The 15,271-nt window shown below is 69.6% G+C and carries 12 protein-coding genes; 6 read left to right on the plus strand and 6 right to left on the minus strand.

From position 1 onward, the window contains the following. Position 1 precedes the first annotated feature (1 nt). Genes Q8Q85_07195 through Q8Q85_07205 form a run of 3 tightly spaced genes read left to right on the plus strand, consistent with a single transcriptional unit; the run spans position 2 to position 3,803 of the window. Positions 2 to 994: an amidohydrolase family protein gene (locus tag Q8Q85_07195; GenBank protein ID MDP3774040.1), complete on the plus strand. Its 993-nt coding sequence runs from the start codon at positions 2 to 4 to the stop codon at positions 992 to 994. Then, a complete protein-coding gene (locus tag Q8Q85_07200; GenBank protein ID MDP3774041.1) occupies positions 991 to 2,478 on the plus strand; it encodes a hypothetical protein in 1,488 nt (495 codons plus the stop codon). The genes Q8Q85_07195 and Q8Q85_07200 overlap by 4 nt, the downstream gene beginning before the upstream one ends. Then, positions 2,475 to 3,803 (plus strand): pyridoxal-phosphate dependent enzyme, encoded by a 1,329-nt coding sequence (locus tag Q8Q85_07205; GenBank protein ID MDP3774042.1) that lies wholly within the window; start codon positions 2,475 to 2,477, stop codon positions 3,801 to 3,803. Before Q8Q85_07200 ends, Q8Q85_07205 begins: the two co-directional genes overlap by 4 nt. On the opposite strand, the gene ygeW is transcribed toward Q8Q85_07205, so the two are convergent. The 3 genes from ygeW to Q8Q85_07220 are packed head-to-tail and all read right to left on the minus strand — an operon-like array spanning position 3,766 to position 8,040. Next, the gene (gene ygeW, locus Q8Q85_07210; GenBank protein MDP3774043.1) at positions 3,766 to 4,887 is read right to left on the minus strand and encodes a knotted carbamoyltransferase YgeW; all 1,122 of its coding nucleotides are present in this window, start codon (positions 4,885 to 4,887) and stop codon (positions 3,766 to 3,768) included. The genes Q8Q85_07205 and ygeW overlap by 38 nt on opposite strands. After that, complete coding sequence (locus Q8Q85_07215; protein MDP3774044.1) at positions 4,884 to 6,095, minus strand: YgeY family selenium metabolism-linked hydrolase; 1,212 nt, start codon at positions 6,093 to 6,095, stop codon at positions 4,884 to 4,886. Before Q8Q85_07215 ends, ygeW begins: the two co-directional genes overlap by 4 nt. Continuing rightward, complete coding sequence (locus tag Q8Q85_07220) at positions 6,079 to 8,040, minus strand: 4Fe-4S dicluster domain-containing protein (GenBank protein ID MDP3774045.1); 1,962 nt, start codon at positions 8,038 to 8,040, stop codon at positions 6,079 to 6,081. Before Q8Q85_07220 ends, Q8Q85_07215 begins: the two co-directional genes overlap by 17 nt. 79 nt (positions 8,041 to 8,119) lie before the next feature. Between Q8Q85_07220 and Q8Q85_07225 the strand changes: the two genes are divergently transcribed. Both Q8Q85_07225 and Q8Q85_07230 read left to right on the plus strand, forming a co-directional pair. Continuing rightward, on the plus strand, positions 8,120 to 8,305 hold the full coding sequence (locus tag Q8Q85_07225; protein ID MDP3774046.1) for a hypothetical protein: 186 nt from the start codon (positions 8,120 to 8,122) through the stop codon (positions 8,303 to 8,305). A 36-nt stretch (positions 8,306 to 8,341) separates the two neighbouring features. Then, positions 8,342 to 8,890, plus strand: a complete 549-nt coding sequence (locus Q8Q85_07230; GenBank protein ID MDP3774047.1) for a DinB family protein — start codon at positions 8,342 to 8,344, stop codon at positions 8,888 to 8,890. Positions 8,891 to 8,970: 80 nt separating this feature from the next. Here Q8Q85_07230 and Q8Q85_07235 read toward each other — a convergent pair whose 3' ends face one another. Together Q8Q85_07235 and Q8Q85_07240 are read right to left on the minus strand one after the other, a co-directional pair. Beyond that, on the minus strand, positions 8,971 to 10,335 hold the full coding sequence (locus Q8Q85_07235; protein MDP3774048.1) for a cytochrome c peroxidase: 1,365 nt from the start codon (positions 10,333 to 10,335) through the stop codon (positions 8,971 to 8,973). Positions 10,336 to 10,358: 23 nt separating this feature from the next. Beyond that, complete coding sequence (locus tag Q8Q85_07240) at positions 10,359 to 11,894, minus strand: hypothetical protein (protein ID MDP3774049.1); 1,536 nt, start codon at positions 11,892 to 11,894, stop codon at positions 10,359 to 10,361. A gap of 440 nt (positions 11,895 to 12,334) precedes the next feature. Here Q8Q85_07240 and Q8Q85_07245 point away from each other — a divergent pair, with 440 nt between their 5' ends. After that, complete coding sequence (locus Q8Q85_07245; GenBank protein MDP3774050.1) at positions 12,335 to 14,770, plus strand: protein kinase; 2,436 nt, start codon at positions 12,335 to 12,337, stop codon at positions 14,768 to 14,770. Positions 14,771 to 14,779: 9 nt separating this feature from the next. Here Q8Q85_07245 and Q8Q85_07250 read toward each other — a convergent pair whose 3' ends face one another. Further along, positions 14,780 to 15,022 carry a hypothetical protein gene (locus tag Q8Q85_07250; protein MDP3774051.1) on the minus strand — a complete coding sequence of 81 codons (243 nt, stop codon included), beginning with the start codon at positions 15,020 to 15,022 and terminating at the stop codon, positions 14,780 to 14,782. Positions 15,023 to 15,271: the final 249 nt, after the last annotated feature.

The raw sequence follows: 15,271 nt of genomic DNA on the forward strand, positions 1-15,271 counted from the left end.
GGTGGGCGCCGCCAGCTTCGTCAACGCCCACACCCATATCTACTCCGGTCTTGCGCCGCTAGGCATGCCGGCGCCGGCGCGTGCGCCGGAGACCTTCGTCCAGATCCTCGAGCGCGTCTGGTGGCGCCTCGACCGCGCCATCGACGAGCGGTCGTTGCGCGCCTCGGCGCGCCTCTACGTCGCGGAAGCCCTGCAACACAGCACCAGCGCTCTGGTGGACCATCACGAGTCGCCGGGCTTCATCGACGGCTCGCTCGACGTGCTGGCGGACGTGTGCCAGGAGCTGGGCATGCGCGCCCTGCTCTGCTTCGGCGCGACCGAACGCAACGGCGGGCGCGAGGAGGCCCGTCGCGGGCTGGCCGAGTGCCGGCGCTTCATCCGCGACAACGACCGGCCGCTGGTGCGCGGCGTGGTCGGGCTGCACGCATCCTTCACCATCTCCGACGAGACCGTTCTCGAGGCCGCCGAGCTGTGCCGCGAACTCGGCACGGTGACCCACGTACACATGGCCGAGGACCGCGCCGACGTGAAGGACGCCCAGGCCCGCGGCTACGCCGGCCCGCTCGAGCGCCTGCACGAGCTTGGTGCCCTGCCGGCCGGCTCGATCCTGGCGCACGGCGTCCACCTTGGCCCCGACGAAGTGCGCGAGGCCGCGAAGTCGGGCTGCTGGATCGTGCAGAACCCGCGCTCCAACCGTGGCAACCGGGTGGGCTACCCCGGCGCCCTTCGCGAGAGCGCCCGGGTCGCGCTCGGCACCGATGGCTACGTCTCCGACATGCGCGCTGAAATGACGGCGCTGATGGAAGAAGCCCGCGCGCACGGCGACGATCAGCGCGCCGCCGCGCGCCGTTGCGGCGCCGGCTACGCGATCATCGCGGAGCGGTTCGGCGACACCAAGCAAGAGCGCGTCTCGGGGGCCTTCGACCTGGAGGCCATCCGCGCCGAAGCCGCCGCGGAGGCGCCGCGACTCTGGAAACGCATGACGGAGCTATGACCCAGCTCGGACTCGAAAAAGAGATCGTCGATCGCACCGTCTACCAGCGCACCGTGAAGCGCTTCCGCGAGGCGCGGGTCGCGCTACCCACCTTCGCCCAGCTCGCCGACCCGGCGCTCATTCCCGAACCGGTCCATTCGGCGCTGCGCGGGATCGACCCGGACGCGGCGGACCCGCTCAACCTCTTCCGGGTGCACTGGTACAACGACGCGGGGCGCCACGGACGGGCCGGCGTACCGGAGCACGTGGTGCTCCCCGAGTCGCTCACCGGAGTCAAAGCCAGGATCGTCGTCGCCCTGGGCGACCGGTTCCCGATGATCCGGGCGCACAAGGTGCTGGCGGCCTACGCCTGCCTCGCGCCGCGCATCGTCACCGGCCAGTTCGACCCGACGGCGCACAAGGCGCTCTGGCCCTCGACCGGGAACTACTGCCGCGGCGGCGTCGCCATCTCGCGCATCATGGGGTGTCGCGGCGTGGCCATCCTGCCGGAGGGGATGAGCGAGGAGCGGTTCCGCTGGCTGGATCATTGGGTGGCGGACCCCGCCGACATCGTCCGCACCCCGGGCACGGAGAGCAACGTCAAGGAGATCTACGACCGGTGCGCCGAGCTGGACCGCGACCCGGCCAACGTGATCTTCAACCAGTTCTGCGAGTACGGGAACCACCTCGGGCACTACCAGTGCACCGGCCGCGCGCTCGGCCACCTGTTCGAGATGTTGCGGGAGAAGCAGCCCGAGCTGCGGCTCTCCGCCTTCGTGTCGGCCACCGGCTCCGCTGGGACCCTGGGCGCCGGCGACTTCCTCAAGGACGAGCACGGCGCGCTGATCGTGGCGGCCGAGGCGCTCGAGTGCCCCACGATGCTCTACAACGGCTTCGGCGAGCACAACATCCAGGGCATCGGGGACAAGCACATCCCCCTCATCCACAACGTGATGAACACCGACGTCGTCGTCGCGGTGTCGGACCGCGGCACCGACGGCCTCGGCGTGATGTTCAGCTCTGACGAGGGCAAGGACTACCTGCTGAAGCGCGGCGTGCCCCGCTCCGTCATCGGCCTGCTCCAGGCCTTCGGCCTCTCGAGCATCTGCAACGTGCTCGCCGCCATCAAGACGGCCCGGCTGCTCGGCCTGGGCGAGAACGACGTGATCCTCACCGTCGCCACGGACGGCGCGGCGATGTACGGCTCGGAACGGGAGAAGACCGTCGCCAGGCACTTCGGCGGCCGCTTCGACGCCGCCAGGGCCGGCGAGACGCTCGACCGGCACCTGCTCGGCGCGGACACCGGGCACACGATGGCGCTCTCGGAGATGGACCGGACGCGGATCTTCAACCTCGGCTACTTCACCTGGGTCGAGCAGCAGGGCGTTTCGCTCGCCGACTTCACGGCGCGCCGCGACCAGGGATTCTGGCGGGGACTGCGCTCGCTGCTCCCGACCTGGGACGCGATGATCGCCGAGTTCAACGGACGGACCGGACTCGGGTGAAGGCATCGGCTTCGAGCCTGGTGTGCGCCGGCTGCGGCACCGTGCCACCGCCGCCGGAGAAGGACCGGTACCCGTTCCGCTGCGCGCGGGCGGGCCGCGGCGACGGCGACCATGTGGTGCGGCGCGTCATCGATGCGTTCAAGGTCGAGTTCGCCCGTGGAGAGGGCCCCAACCCTTTCGTGCGCCACCGCGAGCTGCTCCACTCCTATCACGCGGCGCGCCGCCGCGGCCTCGACGACGCGGCGTACGTGGACCTGGTTCGGCGCCTCGACGATGCCGTGGCCGGCGTGGACGGGCACGGATTCCGCACCACCCCCTTCGGGCGCCACGCGGCCCTCAGCGACCGGCTTGGATTCGGCCCCGGCGGCGGAGTGTGGGTCAAGGACGAGACCGGCAACGTCTCGGGCTCGCACAAGGCGCGCCACCTGATGGGGATAATGCTCTACCTCCAGGTGGTGGAGCGCCGCGAGAAGCCGCCGCTGGCGATCGCCAGCTGCGGGAACGCCGCCCTCGCGGCCGCCGTGGTCGCACGCGCCGCCGGGCGCGCGCTCGAGGTCTTCGTCCCGCCCGACGCCGAGGCGACCGTGCTCGACCGCCTGGCGCCGTTAGGCGCGGAGATCGTGACCTGTCAGCGCGAGCCGGGCGTGAAGGGCGACCCCTGCCTGATCGCGTTCCGCGAGGCGGTGCGGGGCGGCGCGCTGCCTTTCTGCTGCCAGGGCACCGAGAACGGCCTCACCATCGAGGGTGGCGAGACGCTGGCGTACGAGATGATCGCGGCCCTCGGCGAGCAGGCCCTCGATCACCTGGTCATCCAGGTGGGCGGCGGCGCCCTCGCGAGCTCCTGCATTCAGGCCTTCACGCTCGCCGCGAGGGCCGGCTGGGTGAAGCAGACGACGCGGTTCCACACGGTGCAGACGAACGGCGCCTGGCCCCTCAAACGCGCCTGGGACCGGATCGCCGAGCGGCTGAAGACCGAGAGCGAGCCGGAGGTCTTCGACTACGCCGCGAAGCACCGCGCGGAGTTCATGTGGCCCTGGGAGGAGGAGCCGCGCAGCATCGCGCACGGCATCCTCGACGACGAGACCTACGACTGGCTCGCCGTCGTGAAAGGGATGGTCGCGACGGGCGGTGTTCCGGTCGTGGTAGCCGAGGCGTTGCTAGGCGAGGCCAACCAACTGGCCCGGTCGTCCACCGGCATCGCGGTGGACCACACCGGCTCGGCGGGCCTCGCCGGCCTGATGCAGCTTCAGCGCGACTGCGTCGTCGGTGCGGGCGAGAAGGCCGCCGTCATCTTTTCGGGCGTCGTTCGGAAGCGAAGCGGCTGAGGATCGACGACGGGTCCTCGAACCGCGTGAGCAGCACCATCGCGGCGATGATGAACGGCTTGTGGCTCGCTTCACGGTAGGTGTCGAGGCGCGCGCGCTCGAACACCGACTTGCTCACCTCTCCCGCGGCGCAACTCACGTCCGTCACGTCGGCCGGCAGGCAGTGCATGTAGAGCGCCTTGCCGTGCCGCGTCGCGCGCATCAGCTCGTCGGTGCACTCCCAGTCCCGGTGTTGCGCGTTCATCGCGAGCGCTTCCTTCTCCAGCGTGTGCCGGCGGGTACGCTGCCGCATTATCGCGATGGGCGCCCAGCTCTTGGGGTAGACCACGTCGGCGTTCTCGAACGCCGCGGCCATCGAGTCCGTGGTCGTGAACGAGCCGCCGCTCTCCGTCGCGAAGCGGCGCGCCGTCTCGATGGTCTCGTCCACCAGGTCGTAGCCGGGCGGGTACGCCAGCACGACGTCCATCCCGAACCGCGTCATCAGCGTGATGATCCCCTGCGGCACCGACAGCGGCTTGCCGTAGCTCGGCGAATAGGCCCAGCTCATCGCCAGCTTCTTGCCCTTCAGAGCGTCGAGGCCACCGAAGTGGGTGACCAGGTGCAGCAGGTCCGCCATGCTCTGAGTCGGGTGGTCGAGGTCGGACTGGAGGTTGATGACCGCGGGGCGCTGCATCAGCACGCCTTCCCTATGGCTCTCCTCGAGCGCGGCCGCCACCTCCGTCTGGTACTTGTGCCCCTCGCCGAGGAACATGTCGTCGCGGATGCCGACGACTTCGGTGAGGAAGGAGATCATCGTCGCCGTCTCGCGCACCGTCTCGCCGTGGGCGATCTGCGAGGTGGACTCGTCCAGCTCCTCCGTCATCAGGCCCAGCAGGTTGCACGCGGACCGGAAGGCGTAGCGGGTGCGGGTCGAGTTGTCGCGGAAGATCGAGATGCCGAGGCCGCTGTCGAAGGCGCGGGTCGCGACGCCGGCGCGCGCCAGGTCCTCGAGGACCCGGGCCGTCTGAAGGATCTTCCCCAACGTCTCCTCGCTGTGCTGCCAGGTGAGGAGGAAGTCGGAGTTGTAGAGCCCCCCCCCGCTCATCGGGCGGTCTCGAGGTAGAGCCGGGGGAAGGCAGCGTAGAACCTGGCCGCGCGGGTCAGGTCGCCCACCGGGCACTGGTCCTCGGGCGTGTGGGCCCAGATCTCGTCGCTCGGCCCGAAGCCGATCGTCGGGACGCCGAAGATGCCGCAGGTGGCGATGCCGTTGGTCGAGAAGCCCCACTTCCCTACAACGGGCTGCTTTCCGATCGCCTGCTCCGCCGCGAGCACGCCGGCGCGCACCAGCGGGTGGTCCTCCGCGAGCAGCCACGTCGGGTAGAACTTCTTGGTGGGGTACGTCAGGCCGGTGTACGATTCGCGCGCGTACTCCAGCACCGTGACCGTGGCGCCCGCCCGCTTCACGCTCTCGAGCGCCTCGATCTGCTTCACCGCCCCTTCCCAAGTCTCGCCGTGGGTGAGCCGCCGGTCGAGGTGAATGGTGCTGCTGTCGGCCACCGCGCAGAGCGACGGCGACGTGGAACGGATCTCGGCGATCGTCACGGTGCCCTTGCCGAGGAACGGATCGGCGGTGGCGGCGAGCTGCTCGTTGAGTCGCTCGATGTCGGCGATGATGGGGGCCATCTTGTAGACGGCGTTGATGCCGCGCTCCGGCGCGGAACCGTGGCAGGAGCGCCCCTGAGTGCGGACCTCGATCTCCATCCGGCCGCGGTGGCCGCGGTACACGCCGAGTTTCGTGGGCTCCGTGATGACGACGACGTCCGGCTTCAGCACCTTCTCGCGCAGGATGTACTGCCAGCACAATCCGTCGCAGTCCTCTTCCATGACGGTGCCGGTCACCCAGACCTGGTAGTCGCCGTCGAGCTTCAACTCCTTGATGATCCGAGCGCCGTAGACGGCGGCCGCGATCCCGCCTTCCTGGTCGCCGGCGCCGCGGCCGTAGATGATGCCGTCCTTGAGCTCACCCTTGAAGGGGTCGCGCGTCCAGGTGGACGGATCGCCGACGCCGACCGTGTCGAGGTGCCCATCGAACGCGATCACCGTCTTCCCGCTGCCCACGCGGCCCAGGATGTTCCCCATCCCGTCGATCTTGATCTCGTCGAAGCCGGAGGCTTCCATCTCCGCCTTGACCCGGTCCACGACCGGTTTCTCGCCGGCGCTCTCCGAGGGGATGGCGATCATGTCGCGCAGGAAGCGCACCATGTTCGGCGTGTACTGCGCGGCCAGCTTCGCGATGTCACCAGCAGTTGACATAGTTGACCTCGGACGGCGCGAACAGCGCTGCCCGCAACAGGTTCATGATATGGAAGTAGCTGAGGTCCACTTCCGTGGATGCGTCGCCTTCAACGGTACCTGGCGGGTCAAGCTCTTCAAAGACCACCGCGAATCCCGGTCCGGCATAGCTGGTCTTGCCGTTGGCGGTTCCCAGCCGGTACTCGGCGCCATCGAACCGACCGGAGATGACATCGGGCTCGATGAGGAAGCCGTCGCGAACGGGCGCCGCGGTCCACCGCTCGCGGCTCGTGAAGAAGCGCGGCTTGAGCACGTACGGGCCGCCGTCCTCCGGGCAGAAGATGTCGCAGTTGCCGCAGTCGTTGCAGAAGTCGGCGAAGTTGCCGATCTGGTGCTTTTCCTTGATCGTGAGCGTGCCGTCCTGCCGATGCGTCCACCCGGTCCCCTCGCGCCGGAGCTTGATGACGGGGATCTCGGCCGGCGCGAGGACGAACGTGAAGTTGGCGTCGTTGGGGCAGACCGGGACGCACTTGTCGCAGGTGATGCAGTCGAAGAGGACCAGCTTGCTGCCGATCTTCCGGGGTGGTTTGCTGTTTCGAGACGCCGAGTAGCGCGGGTCGCGCGTCGCGCGCTCGACGTACGTCTCCGTGTTGAGCACCTTGGCCGCCCTGACCCGGCGCTCGTACCCTGCGCCAGGCGCAAGGCTATCCAGCGCGGCGCCTCCCACCTCATACGATCGTATGACATAGTCGCCCACGCTCGTCGCACCCACCTTGTCCATCCGCCTTGTCAACTCCTCGAAGTAGCCGAAGGGGCGCCCGTAGCCGCCGGGCTTGAGCAGGTCGGAGCAGGCGGTGATGGGCGTGAGGCCGAGGGCGACGGCATCGGCGAAGTTGGCGCGCTCGATGCCGGCGGAGAACGAGATCGGGTACTGGTCGCCGAACTCGCGGCGGAACCGCCGCACCAGGTGCATCGCCATCACATGGAGCGGTGCGCCCGAGAGGTACATCACCGGCTCGGTCTTGGGGAAGAAGTCGCGGTGGTTCTCCACGATCAGCGTGTTGCTGAACTTCACGCCCAGACCGAGACCGAGCGACGACGCGGTCTTGCCCAGGCGGTCCACGAACCCGAGCGCCTGCTCCCAGGTGGTGTCGCGGTCGAAGGCGCTGTCCGGAATGCGGAGGTCGGTGTAGCCCAGCTGGTCGTTGAGCAACCCGCGCGCTTCGCTCTTGCCGAGCAGCATCGGATTCAGCTTGATGACGCAGGAGAGGCCGAGCTCGCGCAACAGATAGTCTATGATCCGCTCGATCTCATCCGGCGGGCAGCCATGGAAGGTGCTCAAAGTGAGCGTGCCCGAGAGCTGCGTCTCGAAGTCGAGATCCCGAAGATGCTTGAACTCGTCCGGGATCTCGCGGCGCAGCCGGTCCACGATGGGCGCGGCGTTCATCATGCCGCGGATGAACGCCTGCACCCGTTCGCTCTTTATCCCCGCGAGGTCGTAGCCCACGCTCATGTCGTAGACGGTGCGCCCGAAGCCGGGCGCGAGCTGAATCGCCCCGCCGGCCTCGAGCATCCGGATCAACATCGCCCCTTTGACGTACTCTTCGAGCGACTGCTCGAGGAGCAGCTCCTGCGACCACTCCACGTTGTAGCCGACGGTCTGCATGTCTATGCAGGGGCGCGGAATGACGAGCCGGTCGTTGATCTGTACCGTCTTGAGCTCGATGATCCGCCCGCCGGCGAGCCACGACAGGACGATGTTCTGCGCCAGCTGCGAGTTCGGTCCGGCGGCGGGGCCGAAGGGCGTGGCCGCGGGGCGCCCGAGGTGGCGCACCGAAAGGTCCTTCAGCGGGTCGCCGAGGACGAACTTGCGCGACGGGAGATCGAACACCGCCTGCTTCCGGTCCAGCTCCCGGAACATGCGGCGGACCAGCGCTCCGAAGGGGTACGGCGACAGTTCAGCCACGGCGTAACGCTAGCGGCCCGAAAGCGTTCCGTCCATCATCATGGTAGATTGTAGCCCCCAACCAAGCGAGCGGGTAACAGTGGCGATCAACGAAACGTGGCACCGGCAGCACCCGACGCCGACGCGGGCGAGCCTGGAGGAGAGGGTCCGCTGGCACACGGAGCACGCCAAGGAGTGCGGCTGCCGTCCGATGCCGGCGGAGATCCTGATCGAGCTGGAGAAGCGCGAGCGGCGGGGGCAGAAGAAGAGTCCGCGGAAGTACTGAGTCACCAACATTCCGGTCGGCAAGGGGGAACCAACGATGACGCCTTCAAGAACGCTCCTGGCCTCTGGTCTTGCGCTGGCTCTGGCCGGAACGGTGTCGGCCCAGCAGCGGGCCGGGGACGCCATGCCGGAGTCCTACCGGCAGGTCCAGCTCCGCGCGCAGGAGCTTCAGCGCCGGTCGCTGCTGGCGATGGTGGATTCGATGCCCGAGCGTCTCTACCGCGACAGGGTCACGCCGATCCAGCGGGATTTCGCACAGCAGATCGCGCACGCGGCTGGGACGGTGCCATTCATCGTGGTCCGGTTCATGGGCGTGCCGGCGCCGCAGCTTCCGGACACCGCGGCCTCGCTGAACAGCCGCGCCGGACTGCGCGGCTACGTCAACGCCGTGTACGACTGGGCGGCGAACGTGCTGCGCACGCAGTCAGCCGCTGACCGCGCCGCGACGGTGAACCTCTTCGGGACCGAGATGCCGCGCTGGCAGGTCTGGGACGAGCTGCACCAGCACACCTTCTGGACCACCGGCCAGGTGGTCGCGAACTTCCGCAAGCATGGGATGGCTCCGCCGGGATTCGGGTTCTTCTAAGCGGCGACGATGAACGGGGACGCACCCCGCTCGTCCGCCCAGATATCAGCGGTGGCGAAGGTCAGGCGAGCGCCGCTATCTCACTCCCGCACCGGCAACCCGCTCGGCACCGTGGCGGGAGTGAGCGCGCTCAGGTCCCGCGCCGCCGGATCCGTCAGCGACTTCAGGAACGCCACCACCTCGCGCATCTGCTCCTCGGTGAGACCGATCGGCGTACGGAGCCGCCCGTCCAGAGTGGAGAGCACCGCGGTGATCGTGGCCTCGTCGCCGTGGTAGGCGCCCCGGAGAGCCGGGGCGAGCTGCGAGACGTCATAGCTCCGCAGCGCGACGGGAATGTCGTTGTAGTGCCGTACGACCGCTTCGATGGTGGCGTACGCCCCGTCATGCATGTAAGGCGCCGTCAGCTCGACGTTGCGCAGCGGCTGCACGCGGAAGCTGAACTGGTAGAACGGCTCGTTGACGACATCGCCGAATCCGAAGTCCAGCGGCATCCCCGCACCCGTTCCCGGGCCAAGTTGTGGCACGCCGACGTTGGCGAAGCTCTGGCCGCCGAGGAGCGGGCCGTTGTGGCAGGAGCTGCAGCGGGCCTCGCCGAAGAATAGCAGCGCGCCCCGCTTCGCCTCCACCGAGAGCGCCGCGTCGTCCCGGGCGAGGTAGCGGTCGAGGGGCGAGTTGGTCCTCGTGAAGGCCTGCATCTGGAAGGCGGCGATCGCCGTGGCGGCGTGCTGGAAGCCGAGGGTGTTGGTCGGCGTGCCCGGGAAGGCGGCGTTGAACTTGGCCACGTATTCCGGGACCGCCAGGACCCGCCGCATAACCGCCCGCCAGATATCCGCGAACTGGCTGTCGGCTAACTGCGCCAACTCGTTCGGGTTGCCGAGAACGTCAACGTCGCCGGGCTCGCCGCGCATCTCCCGGCGGTTGGTGACGGGGAACATCGCCTGCGCCGCCAGAATGTTAGGCAGTCCGGGCGGGAGCGCGGAGCCGGCGGGCGTCTGGAACGGTCCGGTTCCGAAGCCGGAAACCCGGCCGTCCCAGAACACCTGGTAGAAGCCGAGGCCCTGGTTGAGCAGCGACGGCGCGCTCCGCGGGACGAATTGGCGCCCGCTGCCAAGCGTCCGCGACGGGCCCGACCCGGTGCCGCCCGTGCCTATCGAAAGCGACAGGCCGTCGGCTCCCTGCGTCAGCGGGTCGTGGCAGGTTCCGCAGGAGATGTCGCGGTTGCCGCTCAGGATCTTGTCGAACATGAGCGCCTGGCCGAGAGGCACGAGCGCGGGGTTCTGGACCGGCATCGGTCCGATCGGTATCACTCCCCACCTTGCCAAGCTCGCCCGCAGCTCGACGTCAATGGACGGCTGCGGCTGCGGCCCCGATGGCGGGACACTCTGGTCGCAGCCGCCGGCCAGGACGAGCAGCGCCAAGCACAGGGTGGACGCGGTGCGTGTCATGGTGCGCTCCCTCGCGTCCGGGATCAGCGAAGCGGGAGCGACAGCGAGACCTGGTGCGTCACTACGCGGACCTCGTCCAGAGTCAGCGGGCCGCTCGGCGCCACGATGATCCCGGCGCTCGCGACGCCGAAGTCGGCCGCCGCGAAGCCCGAGTTGGCGTTCACTCCCGGCCGGCCCGTCCCGTGGATGACGCTGCCGCGGTACCGTATCTCCAACTCGGGGAAGCGGAGACTCAGCCCCCACGTCGGCGTCCACTCCCGCCACGACTCTCGCTGATTCCGCCCGAAGACCTGGACGTTGTCGTACTGCGCGAGCTGGTAGCGGATGGAGCGCACCACGAGGCCGAGCTGCAGGCCGGCCACTCTCCCGCCCCCGTCGAGATCCATCTCATGGCTGACGCCCATCCTGAGGAGCGCGTTCGAGAAGCGGAAGTGGTTCTCGATGGTCCTCCCGTGCGCGGGGATCGTGTCGCCGAGCCGCGTCTCGATCGGCGCCAGCGCCTCGGCCCACGTCGTGCTCCAGATCGGCTCGTAGATGGCGTCAACGCCGAAAGTGGATGGCCCGTTCGTTCGCGAGATGCCGACGCCGAGGTTGAACGCGTACGAATGCCCCGGATCCCTCGGGATGTTCATGATCTCGTAGTTAGGGATCTTGGGGTGGGACATCAGGTTGCCGGTCGCGAGCCACCCGATCCGCCATCCGGACTCCGAAAGCGGGCGCTCGTACTCGAGGTGCAGCCCCCAGGTGTTGGTGCGATCCAGGTTCTCCTCCACCCGCGGGCGCTGCGTGGCCTGCTGGGTGCCCGGATCCCAGAACCAGTCGAGGTAGGTCACGTCGTGCGTCATCCCGAAACGGTCGTGAAGGACGATCGCCTCGAGCGACCGGCCTCCCACCCATTCCTTGACCAGCCCGAACCGGAGGTCCAGAGAGTGGCCGAACTGCTTGATGCGCTGGCTGCCGGCATAGAGGAGGTCGACACCGTCCACCGCGTTGAGCCTGGCCCAGCCGGCGCTGCCGGCGAGCGAGAGCCTGGCTTCGGGGATGACCCTGCCCAGCATCGCGAAGGCGTACGCGTTTCCGTTCGACTGCTCCTCCAGGCCGGGCTCCGGGAACTGCGGGGGGGCGATCGAACCGCGGATACCGAGGAACTGCGGGATCGGCGTGTTCCGCCGGCTCGCGTCCACCTCCTGGAGCGCCAGCGCGAGCCCTCCATACCAGTTGCCGGACCGCATCATGGCGCCGAACGGCAGCGTCCGTCCCCCGCCCGCCCCGCTCGAGATGCTGTAGACGATGGGGGAGCTGAAGAAGCGCGCGGCGCCGAGCCGCGCCCCCATTGCAGGGTTGACGAAGGGGTCGAGCAGCGAGTCGGTCACGGCGATGGACACGCCGCCCATACCGGCATTGTGGGACGGGAAGATCGCGAACTGGTCTCCCTGCGCTACCGGGACGGTTCGGATCGAGATGAGCTGCGCCGCCGCCGATTGGGCGAGGGCCACCAGCAGGGTCGAGAGGCAGATGGCGCGTTCGGCGCCACGCCTCGTCCGAGCAGCGGTCGTCATACGGCACCTCGGTAGGAAGTGATACCCAACTCTGAGACCTCGGGGCCGAGCGCGGCGTCACACCGGCCGACCGGCGGGACGCCGGCACCTAGGGCTGGCGGCCTCCGAGCGCGGCCTGCAACTGGCGCAGTACCTCCCCCAGCCGGGTAAGCTCCGCTCCGTACCGCGCCCAGTCGCCGCTGCGCTGGGCTTCGAGGGCGCGCTGGTACAACTCGGCGCGCCGGCTTGCCGACCCACCCGCCGGGCCGCATCTTCACCGTGACCCCCCCGAGGCGGAAACGGTCGTTCCGAGCCGGCCCTGCCCTTCCTGCCGCACCGCGATACCGCCAGCGGCAATCCTCTGCCCGTCGTGCGGTGGGCTCTCGCTGCCACCCGCCGAGGCCGACGCCGCACACGCCATCGCCACTCGGCTCACGCTGGCGCTGGCCCAGCGCTATCGCATCGAGCGCGAGCTCGGCGAGGGCGGGATGGCCATCGTCTTCCTCGCGCACGACTTCCGGCACGACCGCGCGGTGGCGGTCAAGGTGCTCCGGCCGGAGCTCGCGGCGTTCCTGGGCGCGGACCGGTTCCTGCGCGAGATCCACATCGCCGCCCAGCTCAACCACCCGCACGTCCTCCCACTGCACGACAGCGGCGAGGCGGACGGACTCCTCTACTACGTGATGCCGTACGTGGAAGGGGAGTCGCTCCGGGAGCGGCTGCTCCGGGAGCGACAGCTGCCGCTCGAGGAGGCGCTACGCATCGCGAGCGAGGTGGCCGACGGGCTGGCCTACGCCCACCAGCTCGGCGTGGTCCACCGCGACGTCAAGCCGGAGAACATCCTCCTCTCGCACGGCCACGCCACCATCGCCGATTTCGGCATCGCGCGGGCCGTCGCGGACACCGGCGGCGTCACCACGACCGGCTCGGCCCTGGGCACGCCCCTCTACATGAGCCCCGAGCAGGCGTCCGGGAGCCCCGACCTCGACCACCGCACCGACACCTACTCGCTCGGGTGCGTGCTCTACGAGATGCTGGCGGGCGAGCCGCCGTTCTCCGGGCCCACGTCGCAGGCGGTGATGGCCAGGCACCTGACGGATCCGGTTCCGTCGATCCGCGCGCGGCGCCCCGACGTGCCGCTCCGGATCGAGGCCGCCATCCGTACGGCGATGGCGAAGCAGCCGGCGGAACGGTTCGGCACGGTGGGCGCGCTCGGCGCCGCGCTGGCCGCGGGAGGGCCGTGGCCCACGGGGGAGCTGCGCGCGCTGGCCCGCGACCTGGCGGGGCATCGGGCCCGCCTGGCCGCCGCCGCGGCGTTCCTCACCGTGGCCGCCCTGGTGGCGTGGAGACTGTGGCCGCCGCCGCGCCCGCCGACCGTGTCGCTCCCGCTGAAGGTGGCGGTGCGGTACTTCGACGCTACCACGGAGGGACTGCGCGGGCTCGCGGACCGCGTCACGGAGGCGCTGACCGATCGCCTGCAGCCGATCCCGGCCCTGGCCGTGACTAGCAGCGCCGCGTTGCTGCCACTGCGCGGAGCCCCACTGGACATGGTCCGCGCCCAGTTCCGCCCGGACCGCATCGTCACCGGAACGGTGGAGCCGGCGGGAGCCGGCGTGCGCGTCACCGTCCGCATCGTGGACGGCTCGACGGGGCGCCAGCTCGCGGCCTATATGGACTCGGCGGCGTCGCCGGACCTCCCCGCGGATGCGCTGGCCGACGGGCTGAGCCGTTTCATTCGGTCCGCGTTCGCCGCCGAGCTCGACCTGGCCAATCAGCGCGCGCGCGTCCGCGACGCCGACGCGTGGGCGCTCGTCGGGCAGGCCCGCCAGGCGATGGAGGAGGCCGACGACGCCATCCTCAACCAGCTGGACCGCACGGGGTTCGTCGCGGTGGAGCGGGCCGATTCGCTGTTGCGCCTCGCTTGGGCACGGGACACCCGGAGCACGCTCATCCCCATCCTCGTCGCCAAGAACGCCGACCGGAAAGCATTCTTCGCCGAGTTCCTACGGCAGGTGGCCCCCGAGTCCTTCCGGACGCTGCCCGATCCCCTGGCCGTGCGTGCCGGGGCGGTGGCCCTCATGGACTCGCTGCTGCGGGAGCACCCGACGACCGCGGACGCCTTCGCGCTGCGGGGATCCATCAAGGCCGGCCTGTTCCGGGTCGGGGGGACCGACTCCCTGCTCGAGGCCGCCATCGCCGACCTCGAGCGCGCCAAGTCGCTCGATCCTCGTCTGGCCTCGGCTTGGAACCAGCTCGCCTCCGCGTACCTAGATGCGGGCCGCTACGGCGAGGCGCTGTTCGGCTACGAGCGGGCGCTTCGAGTGGACGCCTTCCAGCGCCAGAGGGAGGACTACCTGCGCGGCAGCTTCGACGCGGCGCTGTTGGCGGAGAAGTACGCCGACGCAGAAGCGGCGTGCCGCGCCGGCCAGCGGGAGTTCCCGGGGGACCAGCAGTTCCGGGGATGCGAACTGGCGCTCCTCAGCCGGACGGCGCGAGACGCCCGCGCCGCGGCTCGGGCGGTGGCGATCGCCGATTCGCTCGCGACGATCGAGGAGCATCCGCTCTTGCGGGCGAGAGGGGAACTCTACGCCGCCGCGACGCTCGCGCGCGCCGGCCAGGGCGCCCAAGCCGACCGGATGGCCGCCCGAGCGGTCGCCCCGTATCCCGGCCAGGCGCTCCTACAACTCGAGCTGGCCTGGGTCCGTCTGCAGCGCAGTGACCCGGACAGCGCGCTCACCCTGCTGGCCAGCGCCGCGCGCAGCGACCCGACCACACGGCGCTACATCCGCTACGCGCCGTGGTTCCAGTCGCTCCGATCCGATCCGCGCTTTGCGGAGGCCGTGTCGGGTTCGCGGCCTACATCGAATCCGCGCGGTCAGCCTGCTTCACGACCGTGAAGGCACCGGTCAGGTCTTCACGATAGTGAACGGGCCGTGCAGTTCGGCCTCCGACTGCAGGAGCAGCTCGAGCACGTTCTGGATGACCGATGCGCTGGTCCCCTGGACGCCTAACGTCTTCACCGCCGCGGTCACGTCGATCTCCTTAGTCACGCGGGCCCACGACGAGCCCTCCTTAAAAGTACACCCGTGCATCGGCGAATCCAGGCACTTCACCCCCGTGGTGGTCATGATACAGATTTGTCCGGCCATGATACCCTCCCGCTGATGACGGATGCCGGCGGCGCGACGCGCCCATGCGCATGACGCAAAACCGGGAGCGGGATGGCCGGCCCCGGCCATCTCGCGTGCAGAACCATGCCTGACGCAGGAGAATTCCGCCAGTAGGGCGGGAGTGCACATCGGTGTCTCGTGGGAGCGTATCGGCGTGGCGGCGGCGCCGTCTTGCCGGTGGCGGCCGGACGACGTGCTTTCGGCTAGAGCTTCAGGATGGCGAGCACG

The sequence above is a fragment of the Gemmatimonadales bacterium genome (assembly GCA_030697825.1).
Lineage (GTDB): Bacteria > Gemmatimonadota > Gemmatimonadetes > Gemmatimonadales > JACORV01 > JACORV01.

Excerpts from the sequence above, each read along its gene's own strand:
- Q8Q85_07200 (MDP3774041.1), top strand. The coding sequence starts at position 991 with ATGACCCAGCTCGGACTCGAAAAAGAGATCGTCGATCGCACCGTCTAC.
- ygeW (MDP3774043.1), bottom strand. The coding sequence starts at position 4,887 with ATGAGCGGGGGGGGGCTCTACAACTCCGACTTCCTCCTCACCTGGCAG.
- Q8Q85_07235 (MDP3774048.1), bottom strand. The coding sequence starts at position 10,335 with ATGACACGCACCGCGTCCACCCTGTGCTTGGCGCTGCTCGTCCTGGCC.
- Q8Q85_07250 (MDP3774051.1), bottom strand. The coding sequence starts at position 15,022 with ATGGCCGGACAAATCTGTATCATGACCACCACGGGGGTGAAGTGCCTG.
- Q8Q85_07230 (MDP3774047.1), top strand. The coding sequence starts at position 8,342 with ATGACGCCTTCAAGAACGCTCCTGGCCTCTGGTCTTGCGCTGGCTCTG.
- Q8Q85_07240 (MDP3774049.1), bottom strand. The coding sequence starts at position 11,894 with ATGACGACCGCTGCTCGGACGAGGCGTGGCGCCGAACGCGCCATCTGC.
- Q8Q85_07215 (MDP3774044.1), bottom strand. The coding sequence starts at position 6,095 with ATGTCAACTGCTGGTGACATCGCGAAGCTGGCCGCGCAGTACACGCCG.